The organism is Pseudazoarcus sp. NS20, assembly GCF_059703745.1.
Window position 1 is genome coordinate 1 of record NZ_BAAKIY010000006.1, and the last position, 15,539, is coordinate 15,539.

The window sequence follows — 15,539 nt, forward strand, 5'->3', positions numbered from 1 at the left end:
TCACGGTGAAGCTGATCGCCCCGATCGCCATGGAAGAAGGTCTGCGCTTCGCGATCCGCGAAGGTGGTCGTACCGTTGGCGCCGGCGTCGTCGCCAAGATCATCGAGTAATTGCTGGATTGTTGTTGGATCGAAGGCGCTCCCGAGTGGAGCGCCTTGCAGTCTCTGTCGCAGGGGTATAGCTCAACTGGCAGAGCGTCGGTCTCCAAAACCGAAGGTTGGGGGTTCGATTCCCTCTGCCCCTGCCAATGTTTTCCGTAATACGAGATCCTGATGGCCGATAAGATCAAGCTCCTGCTGGCACTGGCCCTGGTTGCGGCCGGTATTGCCGGCTTTTACGTCTTTGCGGAGCAGGCGCTCGTCGTTCGTGTGCTGTGCGTCATCGGTGGTGTGATTGCCGGTGCCGTGGTTGGCGGCACTTCGGCGCCCGGTCGCCGGTTCATCGAGTTCTGTCGCGAGTCGATCAACGAGGCTCGCAAGGTCGTCTGGCCCACCCGTAAAGAAACCATACAGTCCACGGGCATGGTGTTTGCCTTCGTGGTAGTTGTGGCGATCTTCCTGTGGCTGACGGACAAGAGTCTCGAGTGGGTCATGTACGATCTCGTTTTGGGATGGAAGTGAATATGACCAAGCGCTGGTACGTCGTTCACGCGTATTCGGGTTTTGAAAACTCGGTGCAGCAGGCTCTGATCGAGCGAATCAACCGTGGTGGCATGCAAGACTATTTCGGCCAGATTCTCGTGCCGGTCGAAGAAGTCGTTGAAATGAAGGGTGGTCAGAAGAGCATCTCCAAGCGCAAGTTTTTCCCTGGCTATGTGCTGGTGGAAATGGAGATGAATGACGACTCCTGGCATCTGGTCAAATCGACGCCGAAAGTGACTGGTTTCGTGGGTGGAACCGCCAACAAGCCGGCGCCGATCTCCGAGAAGGAGGTCGAGAAGATCATGACCCAGATGCAGGAAGGCGTCGACAAGCCGCGTCCCAAGGTGTTGTGGGAAGCCGGCGAGGTGGTGCGGGTGAAGGATGGTCCGTTCACCGATTTCCACGGCAACGTGGAAGACGTCAACTACGAGAAAAGCAAGCTGCGCGTGTCGGTGACCATTTTTGGTCGTGCGACCCCGGTGGAGTTGGATTTCGGTCAGGTCGAAAAAACCTGAGCGAGTGGGCGCCCGTGAGGGCGCCCTATGCCCGTTTCGGGCTCAAAGAGGAGCATCGGCCTGAGTCGATGCGCTAGCACTCAAATTAGGAGATTGCCTGATGGCAAAGAAAATCATCGGTTACATCAAGCTGCAGGTGCCTGCCGGCAAGGCCAACCCCAGCCCCCCGATCGGTCCGGCGCTGGGTCAGCGCGGCCTGAACATCATGGAGTTCTGCAAGGCGTTCAACGCCCAGACCCAAGGTCTTGAGCCGGGTCTGCCGATTCCGGTCGTGATCACCGCCTTCGCGGACAAGAGCTTCACCTTCATCATGAAGACGCCGCCGGCGTCCGTCCTGATCAAGAAAGCCGCCAAGATCCAGAAGGGCTCGCCGCGCCCGCACACCGACAAAGTCGGTTCGCTGACGCGCGCCCAGGTCGAAGAAATTGCCAAGACCAAAATGAAGGATCTGACCGCTGCCGACATGGACGCCGCCGTGCGCACCATCGCCGGTTCCGCACGCAGCATGGGCATCACGGTGGAGGGTCTCTGATCATGGCTAAGATTTCCAAACGCGTTCAGGCGCTCCGCACCAAGGTTGACCGTAACCGCACCTACGCCGTGAGCGAGGCTATCGGCCTCGTCAAGGATTGCGCAACCGCCAAGTTCGACGAGTCGATCGACATCTCGATCAACCTCGGTATCGATGCCCGTAAATCCGACCAGCTCGTGCGTGGTTCGGTCGTGCTGCCCGCTGGTACCGGCAAGACCGTTCGCGTGGCCGTGTTCGCCCAGGGCGACAAGGCTGCTGCGGCCACGGCTGCCGGCGCTGACGTCGTCGGTTTCGACGACCTCGCCGCTGCGGTGAAGGCTGGCAACATCGACTTCGATCTGTGCATCGCCACGCCGGACGCCATGCGCGTCGTCGGTCAGCTGGGCCAGATTCTCGGTCCGCGTGGCCTGATGCCGAACCCGAAAGTCGGTACGGTGACGATGGATGTCGAAACCGCCGTCAAGAACGCCAAGGCCGGTCAGGTTCAGTACCGCACCGACAAGGCCGGTATCGTGCACGCCACCGTTGGCCGTGCTTCGTTCTCGGTCGAGGCGCTGCAGCAGAACGTCGGCGCGCTGGTCGATGCGCTGGTGAAGGCCAAGCCGGCCGCCTCCAAAGGTGTCTACCTGCGCAAGATCGCGGTGTCGAGCACCATGGGTGCGGGCGTCAAGGTTGATCCGGCAACGATCAACGCTGCTTGAGTTTTACCCGGACGGCTCCGGCCGTCCGATGACTTTGGGCTGCCGTCTCCGGGCGGCAGGTTGTCAAAGACCGTTGGGGGCGTAGCGTCCGGCAGTAATGACGTTGCGTCTTAATCTGCGAGATGTTTTCGAGCCCAACGCAGATGGCGTATCCCGAAGCAGGATTCCGGTTGTGCTGCCGCTGGCAGCGATCAGTCTCCTGAATACGGTCGCCGTGGTTGTCCGTGACGGGTTTCCGGCACGGACGGATGTTTCAAAAGGGAGATGACCTTGGGTCTCAATCTTGATGACAAGAAGGCGGTTGTTGCCGAAGTGTCCGCGGAACTCGCGAACGCCCAGGTGGTGATCGTCGCTGAGTACCGTGGTCTCGAAGTAGGGAAGATTACCGAGCTGCGCGCCAAGGCGCGTGAGTCGGGTGTCTATCTGCGCGTCCTGAAAAACACGCTTGTGCGTCGTGCCGTCGAAGGTACGTCGTTCGAAGGTCTGACCTCGCAGATGGTCGGTCCGCTGATCTATGGTATTTCCAAAGATCCGGTGGCGCCTGCCAAGGTTCTGCAAGAATTCGCCAAGACCAACGACAAGCTGGTGATCAAGGGCGGCTCGATGGCCAACTACGTCATGGATGCCAATGGCGTCAAGGCGCTGGCTTCGATGCCGAGCCGCGAGGAGCTTCTTGCGAAGCTGCTCGGGACGATGCAAGCCCCGGTTACGAAATTCGTTCAGACCCTCAACGAGGTTCCGGGCAAGTTCGTGCGTACCGTGGCTGCCCTGCGCGATTCGAAAGAGACTGCGTAATTCCACGCAATACGCCTTCACGTAAGGCGAAGACTGATTCAGGAGTAAGAAAATGGCTGTGTCGAAAGACGATATTCTGGAAGCGATTGGCAACATGTCCGTCCTCGAGCTGTCCCAGCTCATCAAGGACATGGAAGAGAAGTTCGGCGTGTCCGCTGCTGCTGCTGTTGCCGTAGCCGCTCCGGCTGCTGGTGGTGGCGATGCTGCTGCTGCCGCTGAAGAAAAGACCGAGTTCGACGTCGTGCTCGTGTCGGCTGGTGAGAAGAAGGTTGAGGCCATCAAGGTTGTGCGTGCTGCAACCGGCCTGGGCCTGAAAGAAGCCAAGGACCTCGTTGATGGCGCTCCGAAGCCCGTCAAAGAAGGCGTGTCCAAGGCCGACGCCGAAGCGCTCAAGAAGCAACTCGAAGAAGCCGGCGCCAAGGTCGAGATCAAGTAATCTCGGTCTGTTTCGCAGGGCTGGCGACCTCTTCAGGGCGCCAGCCCTTTCGTGCTTTGTGCCCGCCAGACGGCACAACAAAGCGGGTGAGCTTGCATCACCGTGGATTAGCCGCTTTGTTCTGCCTGTTTGACGTCTGATCTCTACCCGGAGCCCCCATGGCGTATTCCTATACCGAAAAGAAGCGCATCCGCAAAAGTTTTGCCAAGCGCACTTCCGAGCGGGACGTCCCGTTTCTGCTTGCCACGCAGATCGATTCCTTCGTCTCGTTCCTGCAGGCCGAAGTGCCGGTCGATCGTCGCGTGAATGATGGCCTGCAAGCGGCCTTCACCTCGATCTTCCCGATCTCCAGCCACAGCGGCAATGCTCGCCTGGAGTTCGTGCAGTACAACCTCGGCGAGCCGCCGTTCGACGTCAAGGAATGCCAGCAGCGCGGCCTGACCTTCGCCGCCCCGCTGCGTGCTCGCGTGCGTCTGGTCATCATGGACCGCGATGCGCCGAAAGAAACCATCAAGGAAGTGAAAGAGCAGGAAGTGTACATGGGCGAAATTCCGCTCATGACGACCACCGGCTCCTTCGTCATCAACGGTACCGAGCGCGTCATCGTGTCGCAGCTCCACCGTTCGCCGGGCGTGTTCTTCGACCACGACCGCGGCAAGACCCATTCGTCCGGCAAGCTGCTGTTCTCGGCTCGCGTGATTCCCTACCGCGGTTCGTGGCTCGACTTCGAATTCGATCCGAAAGACGCCCTGTTCTTCCGCGTTGACCGTCGCCGCAAGATGCCGGTGTCGATCCTGTTGCGCTCCATCGGCATGAGCACCGAAGAGATCCTGGCTTCGTTCCACGATTTCGACGAGTTCCGCATGGAATCCGAGGGCGTGCGCTTCACGCTGGTGCCCGAGCGCCTGCGTGGTGAAGTCGCACGTTTCGATATCACCGGCCCGGACGGTACGGTGATCGTCGAGCGTGAGAAGCGCATCACGGCTCGTCATATCCGTGAGCTTGAGAAGGCTGGTGTCAAGACGATGGTCGTGCCGGACGAGTTCCTGCTGGGCCGCATCGTTGCGACCAACCTCGCAGACAAGGAGACCGGCGAAGTCATCGCCAAGGCCAACGACGAGATCACCGAAGAGTTGCTCGAGAAGATGCGCCTGGCCGGCATCACCGATCTGCACACTCTGTACGTCAACGATCTGGATCGTGGCGCCTACATCTCGCACACCCTGCGCATCGACGACACCAACGACCAGTGGGCTGCGCGCGTTGCCATCTACCGCATGATGCGTCCGGGCGAGCCGCCCACCGAAGACGCCGTCGAAGCGCTGTTCAACGGCCTGTTCTTCACCGAAGACCGCTACGACCTGTCGTCGGTTGGCCGCATGAAGTTCAACCGTCGCGCCTATCCGGAAGCGATGGATGACCGCGCCCCGGGTTGGGTCAAGCGTTTCTACGAGCGCATCGGCAAGCAGGACGAAATCGGTCCTGGCGTGTTGTCGAACCAGGACATCCTCGCCGTCATCGGCATCCTGCTCGAGCTGCGCAATGGCCGCGGCGAGATCGACGACATCGATCACCTCGGCAACCGTCGTGTGCGTTCGGTCGGCGAACTGGCCGAGAACCAGTTCCGTGCTGGCCTCGTGCGCGTCGAACGCGCAGTCAAGGAGCGCCTCGGCCAAGCCGAAAGCGACAACCTGATGCCGCACGACCTCATCAACGCAAAGCCGATCTCGGCCGCGATCAAGGAGTTCTTCGGTTCCTCGCAGCTGTCGCAGTTCATGGACCAGACCAACCCGCTGTCCGAGATCACGCACAAGCGTCGTGTCTCGGCCCTTGGCCCGGGCGGTCTGACGCGCGAGCGTGCAGGCTTCGAGGTACGTGACGTCCATCCGACGCACTACGGTCGCGTGTGCCCGATCGAGACGCCGGAAGGCCCGAACATCGGTCTGATCAACTCGCTGGCCGTGTATGCCCGCACCAACCGCTACGGCTTTCTCGAAACGCCGTACCGCAAGGTCGACAACGGCAAGGTGACGGACCAGGTCGATTACCTGTCCGCCATCGAAGAAGGTCATTACGTCATCGCTCAGGCCAACGCCGAAGTGAACGACAAGGGCATGCTGTCCGGCGATCTGGTCTCGTGCCGTCACAAGGGTGAATTCACCCTCTCGACGACCGACCAGGTGCAGTACATGGACATCGCGCCGGGCCAGATCGTGTCGGTCGCGGCCTCGCTGATTCCGTTCCTAGAGCACGATGACGCCAACCGCGCACTGATGGGCGCCAACATGCAGCGTCAGGCTGTGCCGTGCTTGCGCCCGGAGAAGTCCTTCGTCGGTACCGGCATGGAGCGCACCGTTGCGGTCGACTCCGGCACCGCCGTTCAGGCGCTTCGCGGCGGCGTGGTGGACTATGTCGATGCCAACCGAGTGGTTGTGCGCGTGCATGACAAGGAAACGCTGGCTGGCGAAGTCGGTGTCGATATCTACAACCTGATCAAGTACACGCGTTCGAACCAGAACACCAACATCAACCAGCGTCCGATCGTGAAGGTCGGTGACATCATCGCCAAGGGCGATGTGATCGCCGACGGCGCATCGACCGACCTCGGCGAACTCGCGCTGGGTCAGAACATGCTGGTCGCGTTCATGCCGTGGAACGGCTACAACTTCGAAGATTCGATCCTGATCTCGGAGCGTGTGGTGGCCGACGACCGCTTCACTTCGATCCACATCGAAGAGCTGACCGTCGTTGCTCGTGACACCAAGCTCGGGCCTGAAGAAATCACGCGCGACATCGCGTCGCTCGGCGAAGCCCAGATGTCGCGTCTGGACGAGTCCGGCATCGTGTACATCGGTGCTGAAGTCGAAGCCGGTGACGTGCTGGTCGGCAAGGTGACGCCGAAGGGCGAAACCCAGCTGACGCCGGAAGAGAAGCTGCTGCGCGCGATCTTCGGCGAGAAGGCTTCCGACGTGAAGGACACTTCGCTGCGCGTGCCGTCCGGCATGGTCGGCACCGTCATCGACGTGCAGATCTTCACGCGTGAAGGCATCGAGCGCGACAAGCGCGCCCAGTCGATCATCGACGACATGCTGCGCAGCTTCAAGACCGACTTGGCCGACCAGATGCGCATCGTCGAACGCGACGCCTTCGCGCGTATCCGCCGCTTGATCGCCGGTCAGAAAGTTAACGGTGGTCCGAAGAAACTGGCCAAGGGCGCAGTGGTCACCGAGGAGTACCTCGACGATATCGAGCCGTACAACTGGTTCGACATCCGCATGGCCGACGAAGCGCTGGCTACCCAGCTCGAAGCCGTGCGTGACGGTCTTGAAAAGACCCGCAAGGACTTTGACGCAGCCTTCGAAGTCAAGAAGCGCAAACTCACCCAAGGCGATGAACTGCCGCCGGGCGTGCAGAAGATGGTCAAGGTTCACCTCGCGGTGAAGCGCCGTCTGCAGCCGGGTGACAAGATGGCCGGCCGTCACGGTAACAAGGGTGTGGTCTCGCGCATCGTGCCGGTTGAAGACATGCCGTACATGGAAGATGGCACCCCCATCGACATCGCGCTGAACCCGCTGGGCGTGCCGTCGCGTATGAACATCGGTCAGATCCTCGAGACCCACCTGGGCCGTGCGGCCAAAGGTCTGGGTCAGAAGATCGACGGCATGCTGCGCGCGAATGCCAAGGCCAAGGAGTTGCGTGAGCTGCTGCACGAGGTCTACAACACCACTGGCACCAGCGAAGATCTGAAGTCCTTCGCCGACGAGGAAATCGTCGAACTGGCTACCAACCTGCGCAAAGGCGTGCCGTTTGCCACGCCGGTGTTCGATGGTGCCAAGGAAATCGAGATCGAGAAGATGTTCGAACTGGCCGGCATCGACAAGAGCGGTCAGGTCACCATGTTCGACGGTCGTACGGGCGATGCCTTCGATCGTAAGGTCACGGTCGGCTACATGCACATGCTGAAGCTGCACCACTTGGTCGATGACAAGATGCACGCGCGCTCCACCGGCCCGTACTCGCTCGTCACCCAGCAGCCGCTGGGCGGCAAGGCGCAGTTCGGTGGTCAGCGTTTCGGTGAGATGGAAGTCTGGGCGCTGGAAGCATACGGCGCGGCTTACACCCTGCAGGAAATGCTGACGGTGAAATCCGATGACGTCACGGGCCGTACCAAGGTCTATGAGAACATCGTGAAGGGTGAGCACAAGATCGATGCAGGCATGCCGGAGTCCTTCAACGTGCTGGTGAAGGAAATCCGCTCGCTTGCGATCGATATCGATCTGGACACGTACTGAACCGGGTGAAAGCCCACAGCCAACCCGGATGGAGTGAATAATGAAAGGCATGCTCGCTGATCTGTTCAAGCAAACCCTGCCGCAAGAGGAAGAATTCGACGCGATCACCGTCGGTCTTGCCTCGCCCGACAAGATCCGCTCGTGGTCCTACGGCGAAGTCAAAAAGCCGGAGACCATCAACTACCGCACGTTCAAACCCGAACGTGACGGTCTGTTCTGCGCCAAGATCTTCGGGCCGGTTAAGGACTATGAGTGCCTGTGCGGCAAGTACAAGCGCCTCAAGCACCGCGGTGTGATCTGCGAAAAATGCGGCGTCGAGGTGACGCTGTCTAAAGTGCGCCGTGAGCGCATGGGCCACATCGAGCTGGCCAGCCCGGTCGCGCACATCTGGTTCCTGAAGAGCCTGCCGAGCCGTCTCGGCATGGTGCTCGACATGACCCTGCGCGACATCGAGCGCGTGCTGTATTTCGAAGCCTTCGTCGTCGTCGAGCCGGGCATGACCCCGCTGACGCGCGGTCAGCTGCTGACCGAAGACGACTACCTCGCCAAGGTCGAGGAGTATGGTGATGACTTCGATGCGCTGATGGGCGCCGAAGCCGTGCGCGAACTGCTGCGCACGCTCGACCTCAACCACGAAGTCGAAAAGCTGCGTGGCGAGCTCGAGTCGACCGGCTCCGAAGCCAAGGTCAAGAAGTTCTCCAAGCGCCTGAAAGTGCTCGAGGCGTTCCAGTCGTCGGGCATCAAGCCCGAGTGGATGATTCTCGAAGTGCTGCCGGTGCTGCCGCCCGATCTGCGTCCGCTCGTGCCGCTGGACGGTGGTCGTTTCGCGACCTCCGATCTGAACGACCTGTACCGCCGCGTCATCAACCGTAACAACCGCCTCAAGCGCCTGCTCGAGCTCAAAGCGCCGGACATCATCGTGCGCAACGAGAAGCGCATGCTGCAGGAGTCCGTCGACTCGCTGCTCGACAACGGTCGCCGCGGCAAGGCCATGACGGGCGCCAACAAGCGCCCGCTCAAGTCGCTGGCCGACATGATCAAGGGCAAGGGCGGTCGTTTCCGTCAGAACCTGCTCGGCAAGCGCGTCGACTACTCGGGCCGTTCGGTCATCGTGGTGGGCCCGCAGCTCAAGTTGCACCAGTGCGGTCTGCCGAAGCTGATGGCGCTTGAACTGTTCAAGCCTTTCATCTTCAACAAGCTTGAACTGCGCGGTCTGGCGACCACCATCAAGCAAGCCAAGAAGATGGTCGAAAGCCACGAACCCGTGGTGTGGGACATCCTCGAAGAGGTCATCGGTGAACACCCGGTGATGCTGAACCGTGCGCCGACGCTGCACCGTCTGGGTATCCAGGCGTTCGAGCCGGTGCTGATCGAAGGCAAGGCCATCCAGCTGCATCCGCTGGTGTGCGTGGCGTTCAACGCCGACTTCGACGGTGACCAGATGGCCGTCCACGTACCGCTGTCGCTCGAAGCGCAGATGGAAGCCCGCACCCTGATGCTGGCCTCCAACAACGTGCTGTCGCCCGCCAACGGCGAGCCGATCATCGTGCCGTCGCAGGATATCGTGCTGGGTCTGTACTACGCGACCCGTCAGGGCATCAACGAGCGCGGTGAAGGCATGCACTTTGCCGACGTCGCCGAAGCCCGTCGTGCCTGGGAATCCGGTCACGCGTCGCTGCACGCTGCGGTGTCGGTGCGTCTGAATACCGTTGAGTTCGGTCCCGAAGGCGAGCGTATTCCGGTCACCAAACGCTACGAGACGACGATCGGCCGTGCGCTGATGTCCGAGATCCTGCCGGCAGGCCTGCCGTTCAGCGTGATCGACAAGGCGCTCAAGAAGAAGGAAATTTCTCGTCTGATCAACGCGGCTTTCCGTCGCTGTGGTCTGAAGGAAGCGGTGGTCTTTGCCGATAAGTTGATGCAGTACGGCTTCACCCTCGCGACCCGCGCCGGTATCTCGATCTCGATCAAGGACATGCTGGTTCCGAGCGAGAAAGACAAGCTCATCGCCGCATCGGAAGCCGAGGTCAAGGACATCGCCGACCAATACACCTCCGGTCTGGTGACCGATGGTGAGCGTTACAACAAGGTCGTCGATATCTGGGGTCGTTGTGGTGACCAGGTCGCCAAGGCGATGATGGACCAGCTCGGCCAGGAAGAAGTGGTCGACCGCGAAGGAAAGACGGTCAAGCAGGAGTCGTTCAACTCCATCTACATGATGGCCGACTCCGGTGCGCGTGGCTCTGCCGCGCAGATTCGTCAGCTCGCCGGTATGCGTGGTCTGATGGCCAAGCCGGATGGCTCGATCATCGAGACCCCGATCACCACCAACTTCCGCGAAGGCCTGAACGTTCTGCAGTACTTCATCTCCACGCACGGCGCCCGTAAGGGTCTGGCCGATACGGCGCTGAAGACCGCCAACTCGGGTTACCTGACGCGTCGTCTGGTGGACGTCACGCAGGATCTGGTCGTGACCGAAGATGATTGCGGCACGCGTGAAGGCTTCGTCATGAAGGCGCTCATCGAGGGCGGTGAAGTGATCGAGCCGCTGCGTGAGCGCATCCTGGGCCGTGTCGCGGCCGAGGTGCTGGTGAACCCGGATACGCAGGAAACCGTGATCGAGGCGGGCACGCTGCTGACCGAAGACATGGTCGAGTTGATCGACAGTCTCGGCATCGACGAAGTCAAAGTGCGTACCGCGCTGACGTGCGAAACCCGTTTCGGTATCTGCGGCAAGTGCTATGGCCGCGATCTGGGTCGTGGCTCCGACGTGAACGTGGGCGAGGCGGTCGGCGTCATCGCCGCACAGTCGATCGGTGAGCCGGGTACCCAGCTCACCATGCGCACCTTCCACGTCGGTGGTGCTGCATCGCGTGCGGCCGTTGCCAGCGGTGTCGAAGCCAAGTCGGGCGGTACCATCCGCTTCGCCGGCAACATGCGCTACGTCACCAACGTCAAGGGTGAAAAAGTCGTCATCGCCCGCTCGGCCGAATTGGTCGTGGCGGACGACATGGGTCGCGAGCGCGAGCGCCACAAGCTGCCGTACGGCGCCACGTTGTTCGTCGACGATGGCACCACGGTCAAGGCCGGCGGGCAGTTGGCATCGTGGGATCCGCACACCCGTCCGATCATCACCGAGTACTCTGGTACGGTGAAGTTCGAGAACGTGGAAGAGGGCGTCACGGTTGCCAAGCAGATCGACGAAGTCACTGGTCTGTCGACCTTGGTGGTCATCGATGCCAAGCGTCGCGGCTCCGGCTCGACCAGCAAGGCAACGCGCCCGCAGGTCAAGCTGATCGACGAGCAGGGTCAGGAAGTCCGCATCGCCGGTTCCGAGCACGCTGTGGCGATCACCTTCCAGGTCGGTTCGATCATTACCGTCAAGGATGGTCAGCAGGTCGGTGTGGGTGACGTGCTTGCACGTATCCCGCAGGAATCGGCCAAGACCCGTGACATTACCGGCGGTCTGCCGCGCGTTGCCGAGTTGTTCGAGGCGCGTGCGCCGAAAGACGCCGGCGTGCTGGCTGAGTTCACCGGTACCGTCTCGTTCGGCAAAGACACCAAGGGCAAACAACGCCTGGTGATCACCGAGCCCGATGGCACGGCGCACGATTTCCTGATCCCGAAAGACAAGCACTTGATGGTCCACGATGGTCAGGTGGTCAACAAGGGTGAACTGATCGTCGACGGTCCGGCCGATCCGCACGACATCCTGCGTTTGCAGGGTATTCAGGCGCTGGCGCGTTACATCATCGACGAAGTGCAGGATGTCTATCGACTGCAAGGCGTGAAGATCAACGACAAGCACATCGAAGTCATCGTGCGTCAGATGCTGCGTCGAGTGGTGATCACGGATCCGGGCGATACGCGCTTCATCCGCGAGGAGCAGGTCGAGCGTTCGGATGTGTACGAAGAGAACGACAAGATGGTCGCCGAAGGCAAGCTGCCGGCGAGCTACGAAAACGTTCTGCTCGGCATCACCAAAGCTTCGTTGTCGACCGATTCGTTCATCTCGGCGGCTTCCTTCCAGGAAACCACCCGAGTGCTGACCGAGGCGGCGATCATGGGCAAACGCGACGAACTCCGCGGTCTCAAGGAGAACGTCATCGTCGGTCGTCTCATCCCGGCCGGTACCGGTATGGCCTACCACCGCAACCGCCGTGTTCAGAAGTCTGGCGGTGACATGGGGGCGGATCATGCCTGGCCCGGGTTCGACGAGGCAGTGGCAGAAAACGCCGCTGCAGCGGCTGAAGCGTCGCAAGACGTGCAGGCCGGTTGACGCAGAGCGAGCGCCGGAATAAAATCCGGCCTCTTTGTGCGGATTGCCCATTCGTGGCCGTTCCGCCGCTGAACAATCCGTCCGAGGTGGCGTGCGCGCCGCCTCGGACTATTTGAAGATTCACTACTATGCCTACTATCAATCAGCTCGTCCGCAAGCCGCGGGAAAAGGTTGTCGTCAAGAGCAAGGTCCCGGCCCTCGAGGCCTGCCCGCAGAAGCGTGGCGTGTGTACCCGCGTTTACACGACGACTCCGAAGAAGCCGAACTCCGCGCTGCGTAAAGTGGCGAAAGTGCGTCTGACCAACGGCTTCGAAGTCATTTCGTACATCGGTGGTGAAGGCCACAACCTGCAAGAGCACTCCGTGGTGCTGATCCGTGGCGGTCGTGTCAAGGATTTGCCGGGTGTTCGTTACCACATCGTTCGCGGTTCGCTTGACCTTCAAGGCGTCAAGGACCGTAAGCAGTCCCGCTCCAAGTACGGCGCCAAGCGCCCGAAGCAGGCCTGATTCTCGCTTACAGACATTAGTCAGAGGTAGTTATGCCCCGTCGTCGCGAAGTACCGAAGCGCGAAATTCTGCCGGATCCGAAGTTCGGTTCCCAGGATGTATCCAAGTTCATCAACGTGATCATGCAGTCCGGCAAGAAGTCGGTTGCCGAGCGCATCGTTTACGGTGCCTTCGATCACATCTCCGGCAAGGCTGGCAAGGATCCGCTCGAGGTGTTCGCGGCTGCGGTCGGTAACGTCAAGCCGGTCGTCGAGGTCAAGAGCCGTCGCGTCGGTGGTGCGAACTACCAGGTGCCGGTTGAAGTTCGCCCCTCGCGTCGTATGGCGCTCTCCATGCGTTGGCTGCGTGAAGCTGCCCGCAAGCGCGCCGAGAAGTCCATGGCCCAGCGTCTCGCCGGTGAGTTGCTCGAAGCGGCTGAAGGCCGTGGCACCGCGATGAAGCGTCGCGAAGAAGTGCACCGCATGGCCGAGGCAAACAAGGCATTCTCGCACTACCGTTTCTGATTTTTCGAGACGGTGGTGAATCGGGCCCGAAAAGGGCTCGATTGCTTTGTACGGCAGGAATTCACGCGCTCTAGGGCGCACAGACAGAAGGCAGGATTATCGTGGCTCGCAAGACTCCCATTGAGCGCTATCGCAACATCGGTATCTCGGCGCACATCGACGCCGGTAAAACGACGACGACCGAGCGCATTCTTTTCTATACCGGCGTGAGCCACAAGATCGGCGAAGTTCACGACGGCGCTGCCACCATGGACTGGATGGAGCAGGAGCAGGAGCGGGGTATCACCATTACCTCCGCTGCTACGACGTGCTTCTGGAAAGGCATGGATCAGCAGTATCCGGAACATCGCTTCAACATCATTGACACCCCGGGGCACGTTGACTTCACCATCGAAGTCGAGCGTTCCATGCGCGTGCTCGACGGTGCCTGCATGGTGTACTGCGCGGTCGGTGGCGTTCAGCCCCAGTCCGAAACCGTGTGGCGTCAGGCCACCAAGTACAACGTGCCGCGTCTGGCGTTCGTGAACAAGATGGACCGTTCCGGTGCCAACTTCTTCAAGGTCGTCGACCAGATGAAGCTGCGCCTGAAGGCCAACCCTGTTCCGATCGTGATTCCTATCGGCGCCGAAGAGAACTTCAAGGGCGTGGTCGACCTGCTCAAGATGAAGTCGGTCATTTGGGACGAGTCTTCCCAGGGCATGAAGTTCGAGTACCAGCCGATTCCGTCCGAGCTGCAGGCTGAGGCCGAGAAGTGGCGTGAGCAGATGGTTGAGGCGGCCGCCGAGGCTTCCGAAGACCTGATGAACGAATACCTCGAGAACGGCGAGCTGCCGGAAGAGAAGATCATTCTGGGTCTGCGTACGCGTACCATCGCCTGCGAAATCCAGCCGATGCTGTGCGGTACCGCGTTCAAGAACAAGGGTGTTCAGCGCATGCTCGACGCCGTCATCGAGCTGCTGCCGTCGCCGATCGACATCCCGCCGGTTGCCGGCACGGATGACAGCGAGCAGCCGGCCAGCCGTAAGGCCGATGACAAAGAGAAGTTCTCGGCGCTCGCGTTCAAGCTGATGAGCGATCCGTTCGTTGGTCAGCTCACGTTCGTGCGTGTGTATTCCGGTGTTCTGGAGTCCGGCGCCACGGTGCTGAACTCGGTCAAGAACAAGAAAGAGCGTATCGGCCGCATCCTGCAGATGCACGCCAACGAACGTGCCGAGATCAAGGAAGTTGTGGCGGGTGACATCGCTGCGTGCGTCGGTCTGAAAGAAGTGACCACGGGCGAGACGCTGTGCGATCCGGCTGCACCGATCATCCTCGAGCGTATGGTATTCCCGGATCCGGTGATCCACGTTGCCGTCGAGCCGAAGACCAAGAGCGACCAGGAAAAAATGGGTCTCGCGCTGGGTCGTCTGGCTCAAGAAGATCCGTCGTTCCGCGTGCGTACGGACGAAGAATCCGGTCAGACCATCATCTCCGGTATGGGCGAACTGCACCTCGAGATTCTGGTTGATCGCATGAAGCGTGAATTCAACGTTGAAGCCAACGTTGGTGCTCCGCAGGTGGCGTATCGCGAAGCCATTCGCAAGCCGGTCGAGCAGGAAGGCAAGTTCGTCAAGCAGTCCGGTGGTCGTGGTCAGTACGGTCACGTGTGGATCAAGCTCGAGCCGAACGAAACCGGTAAGGGCTACGAGTTCGTCGATGCGATCAAAGGTGGTGTGGTTCCGCGTGAATACATCCCGGCGGTCGACCGTGGTCTGCAGGACACGCTGCCGAACGGCGTGCTGGCCGGCTTCCCGGTGGTGGACGTCAAGGTCACGCTGTTCGACGGTTCGTACCACGATGTCGACTCGAACGAAAACGCCTTCCGCATGGCTGCGTCCATGGCCTTCAAAGAAGCCATGCGCAAAGCCAGTCCGGTGCTGCTCGAGCCGATGATGGCTGTCGTGGTTGAGACGCCGGAAGACTACATGGGTAACGTCATGGGTGACCTTTCGGGTCGTCGTGGCATTGTCCAGGGTATGGACGACATTCCTGGTGGCATCAAGGAGATCAAGGCCGAGGTTCCGCTGGCCGAGATGTTCGGCTACGCGACTCAGCTGCGTTCGTTGTCGCAGGGTCGTGCAACGTACTCCATGGAATTCAAACACTACTCCGAGGCGCCGAAGAACGTCGCCGAGGCTGTGATCAATAATCGTAGTAAATAAGCTCTGATATCGAGAGAGGACTGAATAATGGCTAAGGGCAAGTTTGAACGTACGAAGCCGCACGTGAACGTAGGCACGATTGGCCACGTTGACCATGGCAAGACGACGCTGACGGCTGCGATCACGACGATTCTGTCG

Annotated in this window: 13 protein-coding genes and 1 tRNA gene; all 14 read left to right on the forward strand. The window is 60.6% G+C overall.

What is annotated here, in order from left to right:
- A partial coding sequence (locus AC6H0W_RS14595) for an EF-Tu C-terminal domain-related protein (protein ID WP_080495549.1) occupies positions 1 to 110 on the forward strand: 110 nt, incomplete at its 5' end.
- A gap of 61 nt (positions 111 to 171) precedes the next feature.
- A tRNA-Trp gene (locus tag AC6H0W_RS14600) sits at positions 172 to 247 on the forward strand.
- A 25-nt stretch (positions 248 to 272) separates the two neighbouring features.
- Positions 273 to 620: a preprotein translocase subunit SecE gene (gene secE, locus AC6H0W_RS14605; RefSeq protein WP_497577924.1), complete on the forward strand. Its 348-nt coding sequence runs from the start codon at positions 273 to 275 to the stop codon at positions 618 to 620.
- 2 nt (positions 621 to 622) lie between these two features.
- Positions 623 to 1,156: a transcription termination/antitermination protein NusG gene (gene nusG, locus AC6H0W_RS14610; RefSeq protein WP_497577925.1), complete on the forward strand. Its 534-nt coding sequence runs from the start codon at positions 623 to 625 to the stop codon at positions 1,154 to 1,156.
- Between the two features lie 100 nt (positions 1,157 to 1,256).
- Positions 1,257 to 1,688, forward strand: coding sequence for a 50S ribosomal protein L11 (rplK, locus tag AC6H0W_RS14615; protein ID WP_497577926.1), 432 nt, complete (start codon positions 1,257 to 1,259; stop codon positions 1,686 to 1,688).
- Between the two features lie 2 nt (positions 1,689 to 1,690).
- Positions 1,691 to 2,389, forward strand: a complete 699-nt coding sequence (rplA, locus tag AC6H0W_RS14620) for a 50S ribosomal protein L1 (protein WP_497577927.1) — start codon at positions 1,691 to 1,693, stop codon at positions 2,387 to 2,389.
- A gap of 270 nt (positions 2,390 to 2,659) precedes the next feature.
- The gene (gene rplJ / locus AC6H0W_RS14625) at positions 2,660 to 3,184 is read left to right on the forward strand and encodes a 50S ribosomal protein L10 (protein WP_497577928.1); all 525 of its coding nucleotides are present in this window, start codon (positions 2,660 to 2,662) and stop codon (positions 3,182 to 3,184) included.
- Between the two features lie 52 nt (positions 3,185 to 3,236).
- Positions 3,237 to 3,620, forward strand: a complete 384-nt coding sequence (gene rplL, locus AC6H0W_RS14630) for a 50S ribosomal protein L7/L12 (RefSeq protein WP_497577929.1) — start codon at positions 3,237 to 3,239, stop codon at positions 3,618 to 3,620.
- Between the two features lie 158 nt (positions 3,621 to 3,778).
- Positions 3,779 to 7,912 (forward strand): DNA-directed RNA polymerase subunit beta, encoded by a 4,134-nt coding sequence (gene rpoB, locus AC6H0W_RS14635; protein WP_497577930.1) that lies wholly within the window; start codon positions 3,779 to 3,781, stop codon positions 7,910 to 7,912.
- Between the two features lie 40 nt (positions 7,913 to 7,952).
- Positions 7,953 to 12,191, forward strand: a complete 4,239-nt coding sequence (gene rpoC, locus AC6H0W_RS14640) for a DNA-directed RNA polymerase subunit beta' (RefSeq protein WP_497577931.1) — start codon at positions 7,953 to 7,955, stop codon at positions 12,189 to 12,191.
- Positions 12,192 to 12,319: 128 nt separating this feature from the next.
- Positions 12,320 to 12,697: a 30S ribosomal protein S12 gene (gene rpsL / locus AC6H0W_RS14645; RefSeq protein WP_497574701.1), complete on the forward strand. Its 378-nt coding sequence runs from the start codon at positions 12,320 to 12,322 to the stop codon at positions 12,695 to 12,697.
- A gap of 32 nt (positions 12,698 to 12,729) precedes the next feature.
- The gene (gene rpsG, locus AC6H0W_RS14650) at positions 12,730 to 13,200 is read left to right on the forward strand and encodes a 30S ribosomal protein S7 (RefSeq protein ID WP_497577932.1); all 471 of its coding nucleotides are present in this window, start codon (positions 12,730 to 12,732) and stop codon (positions 13,198 to 13,200) included.
- Positions 13,201 to 13,301: 101 nt separating this feature from the next.
- Complete coding sequence (gene fusA, locus AC6H0W_RS14655; RefSeq protein ID WP_497577933.1) at positions 13,302 to 15,401, forward strand: elongation factor G; 2,100 nt, start codon at positions 13,302 to 13,304, stop codon at positions 15,399 to 15,401.
- A gap of 27 nt (positions 15,402 to 15,428) precedes the next feature.
- On the forward strand, positions 15,429 to 15,539 hold a 111-nt coding region (locus AC6H0W_RS14660; RefSeq protein WP_211342506.1), incomplete at its 3' end, for a GTP-binding protein.